Origin of the sequence: Leucobacter komagatae (assembly GCF_000834055.1) — a bacterium.
GTDB lineage: Bacteria > Actinomycetota > Actinomycetes > Actinomycetales > Microbacteriaceae > Leucobacter > Leucobacter komagatae_A.
Window position 1 is genome coordinate 128,541 of record NZ_JXSQ01000005.1, and the last position, 20,135, is coordinate 148,675.

Genomic DNA, 20,135 nt, shown 5'->3' on the forward strand with positions numbered 1-20,135 from the left:
GTGGCGAATGGAGCACTTTCCGTGGCTGTGAATACACAAGATCCTTACTCGCAGGATCACGAAGACATGGATCCCGCCGAGACCGCCGAGTGGCGCGAATCGCTTGACGGCGTCGTGGACACCCACGGCCCAGGGCGTGGTCGCGAGATCATGACGAGCCTGCTCGAGCGTTCGCGCGAGCTGCACCTGAGCGTGCCTATGGTTCCGACGACCGACTACGTGAACACGATCGCGTCGGAGAGCGAACCGGAGTTCCCAGGCGATCACGACACCGAGCGCCAGTACCGCTCATGGATCCGCTGGAACGCCGCGATGACGGTGCACCGCGCACAGCGCCCCGGTATCGGCGTCGGCGGACACATCTCGACCTACGGCTCGGCCGCTTCTCTCTACGAGGTCGGCTTCAACCACTTCTTCCGCGGCCAGGATCACCCGGGCGGCGGAGACCAGATCTTCGTCCAGGGACACGCTTCCCCGGGCATGTACTCCCGCGCGTTCCTCGAGGGCCGGCTCTCAGCCGAGCAGCTCGACGGCTTCCGCCAAGAGAAGTCGCACGCACCGAACTCGCTTCCGAGCTACCCGCACCCGCGCCTCGCGCCGGAGTTCTGGCAGTTCCCGACCGTGTCGATGGGCCTCGGCCCGATCAACGCGATCTACCAGGCGCAGGTCAACAAGTACCTCACCAACCGCGGCATCAAGGACACAAGCGACCAGCACGTGTGGGCGTTCCTTGGCGACGGCGAAATGGACGAGGTTGAGAGCCGCGGCCAGCTCCAGGTAGCTGCCAACGAGGGCCTCGACAACCTCACGTTCGTGGTGAACTGCAACCTGCAGCGCCTCGACGGGCCCGTGCGCGGCAATGGCAAGATCATCCAGGAGCTCGAGAGCTACTTCCGCGGAGCTGGCTGGAACGTAATCAAGGTCATCTGGGGCCGCGAGTGGGACGACCTGCTCGCCCGCGACCAGAGCGGCGCCCTGCTGAACCTCATGAACACGACGCCAGACGGCGACTTCCAGACGTACAAGGCCGAGAGCGGCCTGTTCGTGCGCAACCACTTCTTCGGCAAGGACGAGCGTGCGCTCGACCTCGTCAAGGACTACAGCGACGATGAGATCTGGGGCCTGCGCCGCGGCGGCCACGACTACCGCAAGGTGTACGCGGCATACAAGGCTGCCACCGAGCACAAGGGCCGCCCGACCGTCATCCTCGCGAAGACCATTAAGGGCTATGGCCTCGGCCCGCACTTCGAGGGCCGCAACGCGACCCACCAGATGAAGAAGATGACGCTTGACGACCTCAAGCTCTTCCGCGACACCATGCATATCCCCATCACCGATGCGCAGCTGGAAGAAAACCCGTCGCTTCCCCCGTACTACCACCCGGGCGAGAACGATCCGACGATCCAGTACATGCACGAGCGCCGCCGTGAGCTTGGCGGCTACCTGCCCGAGCGACGCACCAAGCACGTCGACCTCGCTGTCCCTGAGGCAAAGAGCTACGCGATTGCGGCAAAGGGCTCAGGCACCCAGGAGGCAGCGACGACGATGGTCTTCGTTCGCCTGCTCAAGGACCTCATGCGCGACAAGAACATGGGCGGCCGTTTCGTGCCGATCATCCCTGACGAGGCGCGCACCTTCGGTATGGACTCGTACTTCCCAACGTCGAAGATCTACAACCCGCACGGCCAGAACTACACCTCGGTCGACCGCGAGCTGCTCCTCGCATACAAGGAGAGCCCGCAGGGCGTGCTGCTCCACGTCGGCATCAACGAGGCAGGAGCTGCAGCGGCGTTCACGAACGTCGGAACGAGCTACTCCACCCACGGCGAGCCGCTCATCCCGATCTACATCTTCTACTCGATGTTCGGCTTCCAGCGCACCGGTGACGCGATCTGGGCTGCTGGCGACCAGATGGCGCGCGGCTTCATGATCGGTGCGACCGCTGGCCGCACGACGCTCACGGGTGAGGGCCTGCAGCACGCAGACGGTCACTCGCTGCTGCTCGCGTCAACGAACCCCGCTGTTGTCTCCTACGACCCGGCGTACGGCTACGAGATCGGGCACATCATGCGCTCGGGTATCGAGCGGATGTACGGCGGCGAGCACAAGGATCCGAACGTCATGTACTACCTCACGGTGTACAACGAGCCGATGATCCACCCGGCTGAGCCAGAGGGTGTCGACGTTGATGGCATCGTTCGCGGTCTGCACCGCGTGAGCGAGGCGAAGGGTGGCACGCACCGCGCGCAGATCCTCGCGTCGGGCGTTGCTGTGCCGTGGGCAATCGAGGCGCAGGAGATTCTCGCGAACGACTGGGGCGTTGCCGCAGACGTGTGGAGCGTGACGAGCTGGTCGGAGCTGCAGCGCGACGGCCTGGCCGCCGAGCAGCACAACTTCAACAACTTCGGCGGGGAAACGCGCACCGCGTACCTCACCGACAAGCTCGCAGACGCGGAAGGCCCGAAGGTCGCTGTGAGCGACTGGACACCCGAGGTGCCCGAGCAGATTCGCCCGTATGTTCCCGGAGATTTCTCCGTGCTCGGCGCGAACGGCTTCGGCTTCTCGGATACCCGCGCAGCAGCGCGTCGCTTCTTCAAGATCGACCGTGAGTCGCTCGTCGTGAAGGTGCTCCAGCGCCTCGCAGTCGAGGGCAAGATCGATGCGAGCGTAGCTGTCGAGGCAGCGAAGCGTTACCGCTTGGATGACGTGAACGCCGGAACGACCGGCGGCGCGGGCGGGGACGCCTAACGAGTGCTCGGATGAGTACGAATAAGGATCAAGAACTCGCCTGGCTTCGCACCATTTCGGGTGAACTGGCAACGCTGACGGTCACGCGGCTCGAGGACACGCTCCCCTGGTACGGGAGCATGCCCCCGAGCCGCCGATCGGCGGTTGGTCTCGTCGCGCAGACGGGGATCAGCTCGTTCATCCAGTGGTATGAAAACCCCGGGTCTACGCCGTGGATCGCGTCTGACGTGTTCAGTTCGGCGCCGCGCGAGCTACTGCGCTCGATCAGCTTGCAGGAGACCCTGCAGTTGATCCGCGTTGTGGTGACCGTCGTCGAGGAGCGCGTCGCCCCCAGGAGCGATTCGCTCCGCGAGGCGATCATGCACTACTCCCGTGATGTCGCGTTCGCAGCGGCCGACGTGTACGCACGCCAGGCTGAGGCCCGCGGCCTCTGGGACGCAAGGCTTGAGGCGCTCGTCGTTGACTCGATCCTCACGGGCGAGTCAGACGACGAGCTTCCCAGCCGCATTGCCGCGCTCGGCTGGCACGGCGACGGCGAAGCTGCTGTGCTCGTTGGGAGCGCCGAGCGCTCCGTCGACGTGGATCAGCTGCGCCGCACCGCCCGCCACGCCGGCGCGGACGTGCTCATTGGGCTCCAGGGAACGCGCCTCGTGCTCGTGCTCGGCAGGATGGCGCCGCCGGTGAAGGATCCGGCTGCTCCCCCAGCGCCGCCTGCGCCGGAGGAACCGGTCCGAACCTTCCTCGAGATCGCTGGACGACTCGCCGACGGCTTCGCCGACGGACCGCTCGTTCTTGGGCCGACCGTTGACAACCTCATAGAGGCGTCGCGGAGTGCTCGTGCAGCGCTCGCCGGCGTTGCCGTCGCACGAGCGTGGCGTCACGCGCCGCGACCGGTGCTCGCTGACGACCTGCTGCCAGAGCGCGCGCTCGCAGGCGACGGGCTGGCGAGGAGAACCCTCATCGAGCAGATCTACGAACCGCTCCTCACTCACTCGGCCGAGCTCATGGAGACGCTGTGGTGCTACCTCGACAACGGGAGGTCGCTCGAAGCGACAGCCCGTGAGCTCTTCGTACACCCGAATACCGTGCGATACCGCCTGAAGAAGGTGTCTGAGGTCATCGGTTGGAACGCCACGGGTGCGCGCGAATCCCTCATCCTCCAATCGGCGCTTATCGCCGGTTCCATTGCCCAGCAGGGTGGAAGGCGACCCGCGAAGCGCAGTTCATAGCAACTATCTACAATGAATCTTTGGATTTATCGTGGACTATATGCAGACACTGGGCCGCTGATCTGAGAAACTAAATGACGTGATTGTTATCGCTTGCCCAGGCCAGGGCTCCCAGACACCCGGTTTCCTCTCTGAATGGATCGAGGATGCGGCTTCCCGCAGCTTCCTCGAAGCAGCGTCGGAGGCCGCCGGAGTTGACCTTCTGCTCCACGGAACGAAGAGCGACGCCGACACGATTCGCTCAACCGAGATCGCTCAGCCGCTCATCGTTGCCGCCTCCATCCTCGCCTGGCGCGCGCTCGCAGCGCGAGCAGACCTCGCAGCCGCTGGCGTCGCCGGCCACTCCGTCGGCGAGTTCGCAGCTGCAGCCGCAGCTGGTGTGCTCTCGGAAACTGATGCGATGCGCCTCGTCGGCGTCCGCGGGCGGGCGATGGCTGAGGCCGCCGCCGCTGAGCAGACCGGCATGTCCGCAGTCGTCGGCGGTGTCGAGGACGATGTACTCGCCGCGATCACCGCGGCCGGACTGACCCCCGCAAACCGCAATGGTGGCGGGCAGATCGTCGCGGCTGGTTCGCTTGCCGGCCTCGCGGCACTCGCTGAGAACGCACCGCGCGGCGCGCGCGTGATCCCACTGCAGGTCGCGGGAGCGTTCCATACGACCTACATGGCTCCGGCCGTTCCGGTTCTCGCTGAGGCTGCTGCGGCGACCGCAGTGACCGATCCGCAGCGCCGCCTCTGGAGCAACGCTGACGGCGGGCTCGTCACCAGCGGCACCGCGTTCAGGGATTCGCTCGTCTCCCAGATCGCCCAGCCGGTGCGCTGGGACGCGTGCATGGAATCGTTTGTTTCGTCTGGCATTACTGGGCTCATTGAGCTCACCCCCGCCGGCGCGCTCACTGGGATCGCCAAGCGCGGTCTCAAGGGGATCCCCGCCGTCGCCGTCAAGACTCCGGCTGATCTTGAGGCGGCTGTCCAGCTCCTCACCGACGCAGCCTGATCGAAAGGATCGAATCGTGGCAACCCTTGTACAGCCGACAGGCCCAGCCCACACCCGGGTACTCTCCGTCGGCGCTTCCCGGGGCAATCTGGATGTCCCCAACGACGACCTTGTCGGCCCCATCGACTCCTCGGACGAGTGGATCAGGCAGCGCACCGGCATCGTGCAGCGCCGCCGGGCGAGCAAAGAGATTGGCGCAATCGACCTTGCGGTAGCCGCCGGCGAAGAGGCGATCGCGAAGTCTGGGCTTGATCGCTCCCAGATCGACGGCGTCATCATCTCGACGATCTCAAACGTCGCGGTCACTCCCTCGATGGCTGCGCTCGCCGCGCACCGACTCGGCCTGACCCCTGCGGCGGCATTCGATATCTCAGCTGCGTGCGCTGGCTACGTCTACGGAGTCGGCCAGGCTGACGCGCTCGTTCGCTCCGGCGTGTGCACGAACGTGCTCGTGATCGGTGCTGAGAAGCTGTCTGACGTTGTGGATCCCACCGACCGGTCGATCTCGTTCCTCCTCGGCGACGGCGCTGGCGCTGTTGTCGTTGGCCCGAGCGACCACACCGGCATTGGCCCGACCGTCTGGGGTTCCGACGGCGAAAAGTGGGACACGATCAGCATGACCTCAACCTTCGAGGAGTACCGTGAGTCTCCCGGCGTCGTTGCATGGCCAACGCTGCGCCAGGACGGCCAGACGGTGTTCCGCTGGGCGGTGTGGGAGATGGCCAAGGTCGCGCGCCAGACGCTTGAGGCGTCGGGTCTCGAACCAGCGGATCTCGCCGCGTTTATCCCCCACCAGGCAAACATGCGCATCATCGACGAGCTCGCGAAGCAGCTGAAGCTGCCCGAGACGGTTGCTATTGCACGGGATATTGAGCTGCAGGGCAACACGTCCGCCGCTTCGATCCCGCTCGCGATGCATTCGCTGCTCGCTGAGCGCCCTGAGCTCTCCGGCGGCCTCGCCCTCACCATCGGTTTCGGTGCTGGCCTGGTCTACGGCGCACAGGTGATTGAGCTTCCGTAGCTTCTCGCTCTGGGCGCACCCCGCGCGCCCTGCCGACTTCCCGAGTGAAGTTGCGAGAAACTACTGCACGAGGTTTACTACAAACCCCCATCAAATAAGGAGAATCCAATGGCATTCAGCAACGAAGAGGTCCTCGCAGGTCTCGCTGAGCTCGTCAACGACGAGACCGGAATCGCGGCCGACGTCGTCGCACTCGACAAGTCGTTCACCGACGACCTCGACATCGATTCAATCTCGATGATGACCATCGTCGTCAACGCCGAAGAGAAGTTCGACGTCAAGATCCCCGACGAAGAGGTCAAGAACCTCAAGACCGTCGGCGACGCAGTCGACTTCATCGTCAAGGCTCAGGCCTAAGCGAAGCTTTCGTGGCCGGGATGGGCGGTCACTGCCTTGGCAGCCCCCATCCCAGCCGCACGCTTCATCACACAGACTTCGGGACACAGCCCCACAAGGGCGGATCCCCATAGCCACGCGGAGAGCGCAACACATGAGCAAGAAAATCGTCGTCACCGGTATTGGTGCAAGTTCACCACTGGGCGGGACCGCGAGTGAGAGCTGGGACGCCCTCCTCGCAGGCGAGTCAGGCGTGCGCACGATCGAGGCCGACTGGGTAGAGCAGTACGAACTGCCCGTCACCTTTGCCGGCCAGGCGCGCGTGCAGCCTTCAGAGGTGCTTGAGCGCCCGGTCGCGAAGCGGCTCGATCCGTCAAGCCAGTTTGCGCTCATTGCGGCGAAGGAAGCCTTCGCCGACGCTGGCGCCCCCGCGATCCCCGCTGAACGACTCGGGGTTGACTGGGCCACCGGAATCGGTGGCATCTGGTCGCTGCTTGACGCGTGGGATACGCTGCGCGAGAAGGGCCCGCGCCGCGTCATGCCGCTCACGGTGCCCATGCTCATGCCGAACGCTCCCGCTGCGGCGATCTCCATGCATTTCGAGGCCCGCGCGTTCGCGCGCACGGTTGCCTCGGCCTGCGCGTCCAGCACCGAGTCCATCGCGAACGCCTTCGAGCACCTGCAGCTCGGCCTCGCTGACGTCGTCATCGCCGGCGGGTCAGAGGCGGCGATCCACCCCATCACGCTCGCCTCGTTCTCCTCGATGCAGGCGCTCTCGCGCCGCAACGATTCCCCCGAGACAGCGTCGCGCCCGTACAACACCGACCGTGACGGCTTCGTCATGGGTGAGGGCGCAGCCGCCCTCGTGCTCGAGACAGAGGAACACGCGCTCGCCCGCGGCGCCAAGATCTACGCGGAGATTGCCGGCGGCGGCGTCACCGCCGATTCGTACCACATCACCGCGAACGACCCCGAGGGCCACGGCGCCATCCGGGCAATGAAGCTCGCGCTCTCGCAGGCCGGCGCACACCCGGAAGACGTTACGCACATCAATGCGCACGCGACGTCGACCCCCGTTGGCGACATCAACGAGTACACCGCGCTCCTCGGGATCTTCGGAGACCGGGCGCGCGAGATTCCGGTCTCGGCTACGAAGGCCGCAACGGGTCACCTGCTGGGTGGCACAGGCGCGCTCGAGGCGATGTTCACGGTTCTCGCGGTGCAGCACCGTGTCGCTCCCCCGACGATCAACCTCGTCGAGCAGGATCCGGAGATTCCGTTGACCGTGTCGGGCGATCCGCAGCCACTCGGCGACGGCCCGCAGCTCGCGATCTCGAACTCCTTCGGCTTCGGCGGACACAACGCCGTCGTAGCGATCCGCTCGTACGACGCCTAGGTCTCGACAGCGGCTTCACGCCCCGGCCCGGCTCCCCTAGGGAGCCGGGCCGGACTCGTCTATGCGCGGACGCAGCCGCCGCGATATCGCCGCTCCCGTGGCGTCTGAAACGGGCGAGCTGCGGAGGATTCCGCCAACTACGCGCGCGCACGCTCGATAGGAGCGTGTGGCGCGCGACAGGGTAAGTAGGGCGTGCGGGGCTTGAACCCGCGACCGACGGATTATGAGTCCGGTGCTCTAACCAACTGAGCTAACGCCCCTGGGCAACTGAGCCAGTCTATCGGATTCACCAGCCGCGATACATCTTCGCCAGGCACGTTTGGCGTCGCAGCTGCCTGCTCCAGGGCGCTACAGGCCGCGTGCGAAGCGTGCACGTCCTCGATCCCGAATAGCGGCCGCCCTGAGTATCCATACCCCCAGCGCCCCCATGAGAAGCGCAGCGATTCCGAGTGACGGCAGCCCGCTTCCAGACTCCGCCAGCCCCCCGGTCGTCGGCTTGCCAGGGTCTGGATCCCCTGGCTCGGGCTTCGGGTCAGGGCCGGGGCCAGGACCTGGACCAGGACCAGGACCGACGCTGGTTGCCGCTTCGACCGTCAACTTCGCGCCCGCGCTGGTCGCGGCCTGCCCGCCGGCGTCAACTGCCGTCGCACGGAACTCGAACCCGTCGTTGGCAAGCGCGCCTGGCACGGTCAGTGTAGACGTGTTTCCGTCGGCCGAAACCTTCCACGATGCGTCGACTGCAACCCACGTCTTGCCGCCGTCGCGCGAGACCTCCCACGTTACCTTCGGCGCAGGCTCCCCCGTCGTCGTTACCGTGAACTCGGCGGCAGTGCCCTCATCGACCGTCACATCCTGAGGATCGGTGACCGTCGGTGGCGCGGGCAAGGCGGTAACGATGTACACCGTCAGATCTGCTGGGTCTGCGATCTCGATGCCCGAACTCGTTTCGGTGATCGACGCGAAGAATGTCAGCGGATCAAAGCCCTTGCTGTAGATGTACGTCGGGACCTCGAAGATCTTGGTGGACGGCCCACCGGCTGCGAACGTGAGGGAGGTATACAGCGGGAGCGGGTGAAAGTCTTGCCCGGCTGTCGCGGTGCCTGGCTCGCCCGCGAGCTCACTCAAAATGTCGATGCGGACCGTCGCCCCCGTGTCGTCTTCGCCTGGCGTGTACGTTACGGGGATCCCCGCCTTGACGCCCGCATTCACTGTCACGTCGTCGCCGAGGGCGACGGTACCACCGCGCACCTCCACTGCCCCACGATCCGGCGCAGACCCGAATGTGCGCGCGAAGCCGCGCTGTTCTGTTGCCGGAGCGCTCGCGACTGCGCTGTCGATCACCGGCGAGCCGGTCTCCGGCAGGATCGTGAGGGTGCTTCCGCCGTTGTCTGCGAGCGGCAGCAGCTTCATAGCTGCGCCGTCTGCGACGACGTCGTTGCCAGAGGCCGCGAGCGTTCCGAGCGCGTTCACCGTGTTGTGGGTGCCGGTCACCGGGCCGACTCGCTCGCCGAAAACGGCTTCGACCGGCTCGTTCTCTGCGCCGCCGGCCTGCGCGCCTACTCCAACAATCGAGTTCACCAGTTCAATCGGCGCCGTCGCAGTGGGGTCGGTCGCTTGCACGCCGCCGCCGATGAACGTCGCGTGGTTAATCGACGCTCCCGCATTGCCGTGCAGGGCGATGTGCGGCTTGCGGTCGAAGTTATTCGGTGCGTCGAACGTGCTGTTGACGACGGTGACGCCGGATTCCCCGTCACCCGCGGACGCGGCTGCGCCGAAGCCGATGGACCGAGCGGTCCCGTTCGTGCCCGTGATTTGGGCGAAGGTGACGCCCTCGATGGCGAGCTGGCCAAGGTGCCCGACGGCCGCGATCGCCGCGTTCTCCCCCGCGGACCCGCCCTCAATGATCGAGCTGTTGGTGATGATGACATCCCCGACAAGGTCCTGGAAATACAGTGATCCAGCCACCGAGTTGCGGCTCGCATCGATGTAAGTGTTCGAGATATTCACGGCAGGTGCCGAGCGCTCGGCTGCCTGCGCGGATCCGCCGTCGACGTGTAGCACTGTCCCTGGCCGGGTGTACGGCTGTGCCGCTGCGACATACTGAAACCGGCTGTCGCTCACGGTAATGGAAGCGTCAGCAGGCAGCTCCGCTGCTCCGACGCTAATCGCCGACGTCGCTATCTCCTCAAAATTGGAATCAATGACGGTGAGGGGCGCTGCCAGTCGCTCCGCCCGCAACACCGAGAGCGCCTCCGTTGGACTTGAGGACCGCCCGGTAAAGCTGCAATTGGTGAGCGTGATGGGCCCGCGCGCGTCTTCGAAGGAAAAGAAATCGGCGGCTTCGCGGCCAAGCTCGACACCAGCCACGGTGACGTCGGTGAAGGAGGTCGCCTCAGTCGTGCTTGCGATGCTCACCAGCCCACCGTAGGCATTCGAGCCGGCAAACGTGACGCCTTCGAGGTTGATCGTCGCCCCGCCTGTAGCCGCGAGTACCGCTCCCCGGTAGTTTGGCTTGTTGACAATCTGAGAGCCGGGCTCTCCGACGATCGTCACTGTCTCAGTGACCTCGAACGACTCCGTCACTTCCGCCAGCAACCCCGCGGCAATCGTGATCGTGTCGGGCCCTTGGCTCCCGTTCGCCTCGGCGATGGCGGCTCCGAGTGTCCCGGCCCCCTGGTCGCCAGAGGCCGTGACGAGGATCGTCGCTGCGTGTGCCGGTGTTGGCGTCGTGGTGATCCATGCGGGGATCAACAGGCCTACCGCGAGGACCGCTACACACTTGGACAGAAATGGTCGCTGAGGTGAGGCAGTGGCTGGCGACGTCGACATAGAGAACTCCCAGAATATTGACAGTGGGGTCAGAGCAACACGACCGGAGTCATACAGCTAGAGTTTGCAACCTCGTCAGGAACCGCGAAGCATCACGGAACAATCACGTTTCCGACGACTCGGACGCACGCGCGGTATGGTCTTGGGCAGGGCTGATGACAACGGCGTCGCCAGTCCGCCCGCTTCAACCGACTACGCTGCCGCGTCATCCTTTGGCGTCACCACGGGCATCCTGCCGGTGTGGTCGAGCACAGACTTTCCCGACTGCGGGTGGAACCGTGAGATTCCGACAACGCCGATCATCGCGGTGACACCAGTGATCACGAACACCGCAGACACCCACACGGGCGCGTTCGCAGCCTCGCCGAGGATGAGAATCCCAATGAACACTGCGATCATCGGGTCAATCACTGTGAGCCCTGCGACGACGAGGTCCGGTGGGCCGGACGAGTAGGCGTTTTGCACGAACAACATGCCGAGCAGCGCGCCAGCGAGAAGCGCGCCGACGCAGATCCACGTCAGCCACTCGAAGTCACCCTGCTGCAGCCGACTGATCACGACCTTCGCAAACGTCGCGACGAAACCGTAGAGCACACCTGCCCCGACGATGTAGATGAGCGCGATACCGCGATGCCGATAGAGCAGGAACAGCACGAGCGCCAAGGCGAGCACCACGGCGAAGGTGAGCAGGATCGTGATGAGCTTCGTGTCGGTCACCACCTGGTCTGACACGTTCGTCGCCGCAACGAAAACAAACACGGCGATACTCACGACAGCAAGCCCAATTGACGCCGTCACCCGCTTGCCAAGCCGAACCCCCGAGATGCGCGAGTTCAGTACAGACGTGATGATGAGGCCAACGACCCCGATCGGCTGCACGATCGTGATCGGAGAGAGCGCGAGCGAGCCAAGCTGAAAGGCGACGGCGAGCCCGAGCAGCAGCGTTCCGACGACCCAGGACGGCCGGCGAAGCAGGCTGAGCATGTGGCGCACCGACAGCCCAGCGTGAGCGCTCGCACCAACAATGCGCTCGACCTTGTTCAGCCCGCGCGACTGATACTGCGCGCCGAAGGCGAGCAGAGCAGCACCAACGAGCGCGAGTGGGATACCCCAAAACTGCCGCGGGTCGAGCTGCGAGCTGTCAGCGATTTCCTGGAGGAAACCGGCAGCGCCGAATAAATCAATCACCATGCAAAGGTACCTGACTCGCAGGGAACGAGCGCAGTGCCGCGCCAGCAACGCGCGCGGCAATTCGGGCCGACGCGCGCCGCGCTCACCGTGTTAGTCGGCGCCGCGCATGAGGTCGACGAGTCGCTCGGCCGCCGTCTCGACCTGATCATTGACGATCACTTCGTCAAACTCGTCCGCTGCAGCCAGCTCAACGCGGGCGGTCTCGAGCCGGCGCGCTCGTTCCTCTTCACCCTCGGTGCCGCGTCCAACAAGTCGACGCACAAGCTCGTCCCAACTCGGCGGGGCGAGAAATACGAGGCGCGCATCTGGCATGCTCTGGCGCACCTGGCGTGCGCCCTGCAGGTCGATCTCGAGCAGCACCAGTTCGCCGCGGGCGCTCGCGTCAACGACGGGCCCGCGCGGCGTGCCGTAACGGAACTTGTTGTGCACGGTCGCCCACTCGAGCAGATCATCTGCAGCGAGCATGCGATCAAAGTCCTCGTCGGAGACAAAGTAATAGTGGACGCCCTCGATCTCACCCGGGCGAGGGGGCCTGGTGGTCGCCGATACGGAGAGTCGAACGTCAGCGTGGTTGTCCCGTACAAACGTAGCGACGGTGCCCTTGCCGACAGCGGTCGGCCCAGCGAGCACGGTGAGCGGCGGCCGCTCACCCCGAGGCAGCGCGCCGGAGCGTTCCCGCACGAATGATTCGAGCCGCTCGCGCTGGATCGCGCCGAGGCCGCCGAGCCGCTTTCGCTCGGAAATCTGCAGATCGTCTCGGATCCGCTCTGCCTTCACCTGCCCAATCGAGGGGAACGACAGCAGGTAGTCGGTGATCCGCAGCGTCGCAGCAGCGTGACCAGGCACCTTCGAGTACTCGAGCACTTTGAGTGGCGACATCTCGCCGCCGCGCAGCTTTCGTTTGAGCTCCGCGCGCGCCTGTCGTGCCGCCACCGCTGCGCGGTTGGCCGCAACGCGGTCTACCTCCGGCATGCCTGCCTGCTGCTTCGTCATGATCTCCCGTACAGCGCTATCTGTCGTCCAGCGCCTCAGTGATGAGTGCTGCCCGTTCGCGGACGCGACCGGCGAGGCCTACGCCCCCACCATCAAGGATACTGCGCGATTCATTGGCAAGTACTGCATATCCGATTCCACCAAAGATTTCCGCGGCGTCCTCAACCTTCGCACCCTGATGCCCGAACCCCGGAGCGAGAACCGGGAGGGCTGGCGTCACTCGAACTGCGGTATCGATTCCGAAATCGCTGAGCGTGAGCGTTGCTCCGAGCACCACCCCGACGGAGCCAACCGTATCCGCGGCGTGCTCCGAGGCGTTCCAAGCATTCGCGCTCTCAACGACCGACGCTGCTAGCGTCTGACCGTCTGGGCGCACCGCTGTCTGCATCATCCGCGCCTCGGGGTTCGAGGTCGCTGCGAGCACGAAGAGCCCCTTGCCGTGCTCACGCACGAACGGGAACGCGCCTGAGAGCGTGTCGAACCCCATGTACGGTGCGACGGTCATCGCGTCCACCTCGAGCGGCGATCCCGGAGCCAGCCAAGCTTCGGCGTAGGCAGCAAACGTTGAGCCGATGTCACCGCGCTTCACATCGCCCACGACGATCACGCCAGCTTCGCGCGCATCCGCGAGCACGCGCTCAAGGGCGACGAACCCCGCCGATCCGAATCGCTCGAAGAAGGAGATCTGTGGCTTGATCGCCGCGGCGACCCCGGCAGACGCCGCAACGACGTCGCGGCCCATCCGTTCAGCACCGGCAGCGGAATCGTCAAGCCCCCACCCAGACAGGAGTCCGGCGTGCGGGTCGATGCCGACGCACAGGTGCCGGCCCGCGGCGAATTCCGCCGCGAGCCGTGCACCAAAGCTCGGAACCGATGCCGAGCGCGTCACGGGTGTGCTCACTTCGCGGCCGCGAGGGCGGCCTGCCGGTCAGCTTCGTACTCCTGCAGCGACTTCACTTCGAAGCCCTTCCCGAGCGCTGAGAGCGCCCCGACAGCCGCAGAGAGCTCGGAAACGGTCGTGAAGATCGGCTTGTCTGCCGCGACGGACGCCGCGCGAATCTCGTACCCGTCGGCACGGGCGGAACTACCGGAGGGCGTGTTCACGATCATGTCGACCTCGCCACGGTTGATGAGGTCAACGATCGTGTCACCCTCGGACTGCAGCGAGTGCTTGCGGACCGTTGTCGACGTGATGCCGTTGCGGGCGAGCACGACCTGCGTGCCCTGCGTTGCGAGAAGCTTGTAGCCGAGCTCCTGCAGGCGGAGCGCAGGCAGCACGATGGAACGCTTGTCGCGATCCGCAACCGAGAGGAACACTGTCCCCGAGGTCGGGAGCGCGCTGCCAGCAGCTGCCTGGCTCTTCGCGAACGCCGTTGGGAAGTCCTTGTCCATACCCATGACCTCACCGGTCGAGCGCATCTCGGGGCCGAGCAGCGAGTCGACGACGAGCCCCTCGTGGGTGCGGAACCGCTTGAACGGAAGCACGGCCTCCTTCACGGCAATCGGCGAGTCGATCGGGGCGCGCGAGCCGTCGCGCTCGGGCAGGAAGCCCTCGTCGATGAGCTCCTGGATCGTCTCCCCCACCATGATCCGCGATGCGGCCTTTGCGAGCGGGATACCGAAGGCCTTCGACACGAACGGCACGGTGCGCGATGCGCGCGGGTTTGCCTCGAGCACGTAGAGCACGCCCTGGCCAATCGCGAACTGTACGTTGAGGAGTCCGCGAACGCCAACGCCCTCAGCGATGCCGAGCGTTGCCTCACGGACACGAGCGATCTCGTCGTGGCCGAGCGTGACTGGCGGGAGGGTGCAGCTCGAGTCGCCCGAGTGGACGCCTGCCTCTTCGATGTGCTCCATGACGCCGCCGATGTAGAGCTGTTCGCCGTCGTAGAGCGCGTCGACATCGATCTCGATCGCGTCGTCGAGGAAGCGGTCGACGAGCAGCGGGTGGCCTGGGCCGACGAGGGCGTGGCCCTCGATGCGCTCGAAGTAGCCGTGCAGCGACGCGGTGTCGTACACGATCTCCATGCCGCGGCCGCCGAGCACGAACGACGGGCGCACGAGCACGGGGTAGCCGATCTCCTCTGCGACGCGGATCGCGCCCTCCTTGTCGATCGCGGTGCCGTTGCGCGGGGCGAGCAGGTTCGCGCGCTCGAGAATGTTCGAGAACGCTCCTCGCTCCTCCGCGAGGTCGATCGCCTCGGGGGTGGTGCCGAGGATCGGGATGCCGGCATCCTTGAGGGGCTGCGCGAGCCCGAGCGCGGTCTGGCCGCCGAGCTGAACGACGACGCCGAGGAGCGTGCCAGAGGCCTGCTCTGCGTGAATGACCTCGAGCACGTCCTCGAGCGTCAGCGGCTCGAAGTAGAGCCTGTCGCTCGTGTCGTAGTCGGTCGAGACCGTCTCCGGGTTGCAGTTGATCATGATCGTCTCGTAGCCGGCGTCCGACAGCGCGAACGAGGCGTGCACGCACGAGTAGTCGAACTCGACGCCCTGGCCGATGCGGTTCGGGCCGGATCCGAGGATCACGACCTTCTTACGGTCGGAGGGCGTGACCTCGGTCTCGAGGTCGTACGACGAGTAGTGGTACGGCGTGAGCGCAGGGAACTCGCCCGCGCAGGTGTCGACGGTCTTGAAGACCGGGCGAAGCCCGAGCCCGTGGCGGAGGCCGCGGATCTCCGACTCCGAGATGCCGCGGATACCCGCGAGCTGCGCGTCGGAGAAGCCGTTGTCCTTCGCCTCGCGGAGCACCTCGAGGGTGAGCTGCGGCGCGCGAGCGACGCGCTCTGCGATCTCGTTGATGCACACGATCTGGTCGAGGTACCAGGGGTCGATCGCTGTCTCGTTGAAGACCTGTTCGATGGTTGCGCCGAGGCGCAACGCCTGCTGCACGTCGACGATGCGGCCGTCGGTCGGGCGTCCGATGGTGCCGAGCAGTGCTTCGACCCGCGCGGGGATATCGGCCTCGTCGATCGCGTCCCAGTGGAAGGAGGTGCCGCGCTTCTCGAGCGAACGCAGTGACTTCTGCAGTGCCGTCGTGAAGTTTCGGCCGATCGCCATCGCCTCGCCGACCGACTTCATGGTCGTCGTGAGCGTGTCATCCGCCGCAGGGAACTTCTCGAACGCGAAGCGGGGCGCCTTCACCACGACGTAGTCGATGGAGGGCTCGAAGCTTGCTGGGGTCTTCTGCGTGATGTCGTTCGGGATCTCGTCGAGCCGGTAGCCAAGCGCGAGCTTTGCCGCGATCTTCGCGATCGGGAAGCCCGTTGCCTTCGATGCGAGCGCCGACGAGCGCGAGACGCGCGGGTTCATCTCGATGACGATGATGCGGCCGGTCTTCGGGTCGATCGCGTACTGGATGTTGCAGCCGCCCGTGTTCACACCCACGCGGCGGATGATGTCGATGCCGATGTCGCGAAGCTTCTGGAACTCGCGGTCGGTGAGCGTGAGCGCAGGTGCGACCGTGATGGAGTCGCCCGTGTGCACACCAACGGCGTCGACGTTCTCGATGGAGCACACGACGACGGTGTTGTCCGAGGTGTCGCGCATGAGTTCGAGCTCGTACTCCTTCCAACCGAGGATGGACTCCTCAAGGAGCACCTCGGTTGTGGGGCTGTAGTGCAGGCCGTCGCCGGCGATCCGCACGAGCTCTTCCTCGGTGTACGCGAAGCCCGAGCCGAGCCCGCCCATGGTGAACGACGGGCGGACGACGAGGGGGTAGCCGAGATCCTTCGCGTACTCCTTCGCCTCTTCGATCGTGTGCGCGATGTGCGAGCGAGCAACATCAGCACCCGATTCGATGACGAGTTCCTTGAAGATCTGGCGATCCTCGCCGCGGTTGATCGCCTCGATGTTCGCACCGATGAGCTCGACGTTGTACTTCTCAAGGATCCCGAGCTCGTCGAGTTCCATCGCCGCGTTGAGCGCGGTCTGGCCACCGAGCGTCGGCAGGATCGCGTCGGGCTTTTCCTTCGCGATGATCGACTCGATGACCTCTGCGGTGATCGGCTCGACGTAGGTTGCGTCTGCGAAGTCGGGATCGGTCATGATCGTTGCCGGGTTCGAGTTCACGAGGATGACGCGCACGCCCTCCTCGCGGAGCACGCGGCACGCCTGGGTGCCCGAGTAGTCGAACTCGCAGGCCTGACCGATGACGATCGGGCCCGAGCCGATAACGAGGACAGAGTTAATGTCTGTACGCTTTGGCATTCTTTTTAGGCTCCCTGGGTGGTCGAGTCAGTGGCTTCTGCGCGGTTCAATACCAGCGAACGGAAGCGGTCAAACAGGTAGAAGGCGTCGTGCGGGCCCGCAGCTGCCTCCGGGTGGAACTGCACGGAGAACGCGGGGATGTCGAGGCACTCGAGCCCCTCCACGACGCTGTCGTTCAGGCTGTAGTGGCTCACCTGCACGCGGCCAAAGCCGGCGGGCGAATCGATCTCGCCCTCGATGGGCACGTCGACGGCGAAGCCGTGGTTCTGCGCGGTGATCTCGACACGGCCGGTGCGCTTGTCGAGCACGGGCTGGTTGATACCGCGGTGACCAAACGGCAGCTTGTACGTGTCGAAACCGAGCGCGCGGCCAAGCAGCTGGTTGCCGAAGCAAATGCCGAAGAACGGGAGCCCGTCGCGCAGGAGCTCCGCAAGCATCGTGACCTGCGCGTCAGACGCCGCAGGGTCGCCCGGGCCGTTCGAGTAGAAGAGCGAGTCTGGCGCGAGAGCGCGAACCTCTTCGATTGTCGTGGCGGCAGGCAGCACCGTCACGTCGAAGCCGTGCTCTGAGAGGTACTGCACGGTTGAGCGCTTCACCCCGAGGTCGAGCACCGCGATCGAGCCGACGCGGTCCACGCCGTCGGCGGCAGCGACCTCGTAGCGTTCCTTCGTCGTGACAACTGACGAGAGGTTCTTGCCAGCCATGCTCTCCTGCTCGCGCACGAGCGTGAGCTGCTCAGCGTCGGACAGCTCGATGTCGGCGCCGGAGAAGACGCCCCCGCGCATGGCGCCTGCGTCGCGGATGCGGCGGGTCACGGCGCGAGTGTCGATGCCCGAGATGCCAACGACGTCGTGACCGACGAGGTCCTCGTCGAGCGAGCGCTCGGCGCGGAAGTTCGAGATGCGACGCGCGGGGTCGCGCACGACGAAGCCAGCAACCCAAATGTTGCGCGACTCCATATCGGCGTCATTCACGCCAGTATTTCCGATGTGTGGGGCCGTCATCACGACGATCTGCCCCGCGTAGGAGGGGTCGGTGAGGGTTTCCTGGTATCCGGTCATCCCCGTCGAGAAGACAAGCTCGCCAAGTGACCGCCCTGTCGCACCGTAGGCGCGTCCGACGTAGCGGGTGCCATCCTCAAGTACGAGCACGGCGGCTCCCTCTGGGCGTGCTGATGCCGGCGGCACCGTCACTTCGTTGGTCGTCGCGGTCACGCGTCCTCCTGGCTCGAGTGGTTGTTCTGTGAAATGTTCTGGGGTGCACCCTTGGGCGCATGCGTCGCTACGGCTTCTGCCGCTTCGATGAAACGCAGGTGTTCTGCCGGGGTGGAGAAGCGGAAACTCGACTCGAGTTCGCGCTTGCCCGCCGCTTCGCTCTCCCACTGCAGCAGCGCGAGCCCGTCTCGCTCAACGGCCTTGCCGATGCGACCCGATGCCGCATCGGTCCCGCGGAGTTGGGTTGCGGGGATCTCGACCGGACGCTCACCCTGCACGCTGATCTCGACACCGTCGCGCCGCACGGTCACGTCGGCCCAACCCTTGAAGGTCAGCCCTGGGATCGCCACGCGCTCGAGCGGGGAACCAATGGGCGTCGTTGAGACGTAGCCGACGTGAGTGAACGCGCCGATGATGTCCCCGCCGAGGTCCACTGCTGGCAGCGCGAGCCCAGCGTCTCGTCGCTTGCGGGCTCGCCACGCGAGCGCCATGAAGGTGAGGAGTCCCCCGGCAATAACGAGCCAGAGGATCAGGAACATCGTGCGGGTCATGCGTTCGCTCCGTTCTGTGTGTCTGCTGCCGCAGCGGCCGCAGCAACGGCCTCGGTTGCGACGAGCTCGCCGCCATCAAGCGTGAGGTAGCCGCGGCGGATCGTGTGCGTCACCCGCCCAGGCAACTGCATGCCGAGGAACGGTGAGTTTGAGCTCTGGCCGTGCAGCCGGTCGAGGTCGAAGACGCTCGACCTGCGGGGTCAACGAGCACGATGTCCGCCGGCTGGCCGACGTCGAGCGCGCTCGGGTGTTGGCCGCCGGTACCGTCTTCGCGCTGCTGGCCGACCGCGAGGCGGCCGATCTCCGCAGGCTTCTGCGAGAGCAGCGTCTCGAGTTCAGCCCAGCTCGCGTGGCCCGGCTCGACGAGTGAGGTGAGGGCGATCGGGAACGCAGACTCAAGTCCGACCATCCCGAACGCCGCAGTGTCCCACTCGCATTCCTTCGCCTCAACGGGGTGGGGCGCGTGGTCGGTCGCGACGATGTCGATGAGCCCATCGGCGACTGCCTGACGGAGCGCTCTCACGTCCTCGTCACGCCTGAGCGGCGGGTTCACCTTGTAGCGGGCGTCGTAGCTGCGCGCGAGCTCCTCGGTGAGGATGAGGTGGTGCGGAGTGACCTCCGCCGTGACCTGGATGCCCCTGGCCTTCGCCCAGCGGATCACCTCGACGGAGCCAGCCGTCGAGAGGTGGCAGATGTGCAGGCGCGCGCCGACGTGTTCGGCGAGCAGCACGTCGCGGGCGATGATCGATTCCTCGGCTACGGCCGGCCAGCCCTTGAGCCCGAGTTCGCTCGAGAGCGCGCCCTCGTTCATCTGCGCGCCTTCGGTGAGCCGCGGATCCTGGGCGTGCTGCGCGATGACGCCGTCGAACGTCTTCACGTACTCGAGCGCGCGGCGCATGAGCAGTGGATCGTGGACGCACTTGCCGTCGTCAGAGAACACGCGCACCTCGGCCAGCGACTGCGCCATCGCGCCGATCTCGCTGAGCCGTAAGCCCTCGAGGTCCTCGGTGACAGCGCCGATCGGGCGAACCGTTGCGTAGCCCGCGGCGTCGCCGAGTGCCTTCACCTGCTCAACAACGCCTGCGGTGTCCTGCACCGGCAGCGTGTTCGCCATCGCGAAGACGGTCGTGAAACCGCCAGCGGCTGCCGCCCGACTGCCCGTGAGCACGGTCTCAGACTGCTCGAAGCCTGGCTCGCGCAGGTGGGTGTGCAGGTCGACGAAGCCGGTGAGGGCGATGAGGTCTTCGCCCTCGATGACGCGCTCCCCATGAGCCGCAACGAGTGAGCCTGCTGCCGCGCGCTCCACGATCCGCCCGCGGCTGATGCGCAGGTCGACCTGCGGTGCTCGGGCGACGTCGCCCCCGCGCTCGGTGAGGTCGGCGGCAAGACGCACACCACGAATCAGAATTCCATCAGACACAACT

General features: G+C 65.7%; 13 protein-coding genes, 1 tRNA gene and 1 pseudogene. 6 read left to right on the forward strand and 9 right to left on the reverse strand.

Annotation, left to right across the window (positions count from 1 at the left end; genetic code table 11):
* Positions 1-21 precede the first annotated feature (21 nt).
* From aceE to SD72_RS05875, 6 genes are all read left to right on the forward strand, one after another.
* Entirely contained in the window at positions 22-2,748 is a 2,727-nt protein-coding gene (aceE, locus tag SD72_RS05850; RefSeq protein ID WP_042543498.1) for a pyruvate dehydrogenase (acetyl-transferring), homodimeric type, read from the forward strand.
* A gap of 11 nt (positions 2,749-2,759) precedes the next feature.
* Positions 2,760-3,977 carry a PucR family transcriptional regulator gene (locus SD72_RS05855; protein WP_042543499.1) on the forward strand — a complete coding sequence of 406 codons (1,218 nt, stop codon included), beginning with the start codon at positions 2,760-2,762 and terminating at the stop codon, positions 3,975-3,977.
* Between the two features lie 79 nt (positions 3,978-4,056).
* Positions 4,057-4,974 (forward strand): ACP S-malonyltransferase, encoded by a 918-nt coding sequence (locus SD72_RS05860; protein ID WP_042543500.1) that lies wholly within the window; start codon positions 4,057-4,059, stop codon positions 4,972-4,974.
* Positions 4,975-4,987: 13 nt separating this feature from the next.
* Entirely contained in the window at positions 4,988-5,995 is a 1,008-nt protein-coding gene (locus SD72_RS05865; RefSeq protein WP_042543564.1) for a beta-ketoacyl-ACP synthase III, read from the forward strand.
* Positions 5,996-6,103: 108 nt separating this feature from the next.
* A complete protein-coding gene (locus SD72_RS05870; protein WP_010157098.1) occupies positions 6,104-6,352 on the forward strand; it encodes an acyl carrier protein in 249 nt (82 codons plus the stop codon).
* 133 nt (positions 6,353-6,485) lie between these two features.
* A complete protein-coding gene (locus tag SD72_RS05875; RefSeq protein ID WP_042543501.1) occupies positions 6,486-7,727 on the forward strand; it encodes a beta-ketoacyl-[acyl-carrier-protein] synthase family protein in 1,242 nt (413 codons plus the stop codon).
* Positions 7,728-7,913: 186 nt separating this feature from the next.
* On the opposite strand, the gene SD72_RS05880 is transcribed toward SD72_RS05875, so the two are convergent.
* From SD72_RS05880 to SD72_RS05920, 9 genes and pseudogenes are all read right to left on the reverse strand, one after another.
* Positions 7,914-7,987, reverse strand: a tRNA-Ile gene (locus SD72_RS05880).
* Positions 7,988-8,075: 88 nt separating this feature from the next.
* On the reverse strand, positions 8,076-10,478 hold the full coding sequence (locus SD72_RS05885) for a choice-of-anchor Q domain-containing protein (protein WP_042543502.1): 2,403 nt from the start codon (positions 10,476-10,478) through the stop codon (positions 8,076-8,078).
* Between the two features lie 270 nt (positions 10,479-10,748).
* The gene (locus tag SD72_RS05890; protein WP_042543503.1) at positions 10,749-11,747 is read right to left on the reverse strand and encodes a hypothetical protein; all 999 of its coding nucleotides are present in this window, start codon (positions 11,745-11,747) and stop codon (positions 10,749-10,751) included.
* A 90-nt stretch (positions 11,748-11,837) separates the two neighbouring features.
* A complete protein-coding gene (gene gmk, locus SD72_RS05895; RefSeq protein WP_042543504.1) occupies positions 11,838-12,740 on the reverse strand; it encodes a guanylate kinase in 903 nt (300 codons plus the stop codon).
* 16 nt (positions 12,741-12,756) lie between these two features.
* On the reverse strand, positions 12,757-13,629 hold the full coding sequence (pyrF, locus tag SD72_RS05900) for an orotidine-5'-phosphate decarboxylase (protein ID WP_084766830.1): 873 nt from the start codon (positions 13,627-13,629) through the stop codon (positions 12,757-12,759).
* A gap of 8 nt (positions 13,630-13,637) precedes the next feature.
* Positions 13,638-16,946: a carbamoyl-phosphate synthase large subunit gene (gene carB / locus SD72_RS05905; RefSeq protein WP_042543505.1), complete on the reverse strand. Its 3,309-nt coding sequence runs from the start codon at positions 16,944-16,946 to the stop codon at positions 13,638-13,640.
* Between the two features lie 5 nt (positions 16,947-16,951).
* Positions 16,952-18,160 (reverse strand): glutamine-hydrolyzing carbamoyl-phosphate synthase small subunit, encoded by a 1,209-nt coding sequence (gene carA / locus SD72_RS05910; protein WP_198141880.1) that lies wholly within the window; start codon positions 18,158-18,160, stop codon positions 16,952-16,954.
* A complete protein-coding gene (locus SD72_RS05915) occupies positions 18,157-18,711 on the reverse strand; it encodes a PH-like domain-containing protein (protein WP_042543506.1) in 555 nt (184 codons plus the stop codon). The genes carA and SD72_RS05915 overlap by 4 nt, the downstream gene beginning before the upstream one ends.
* A pseudogene (locus SD72_RS05920) lies at positions 18,708-20,131 on the reverse strand (dihydroorotase). The gene SD72_RS05915 and the pseudogene SD72_RS05920 overlap by 4 nt, the downstream one beginning before the upstream one ends.
* Between the last annotated feature and the right edge of the window lie 4 nt (positions 20,132-20,135).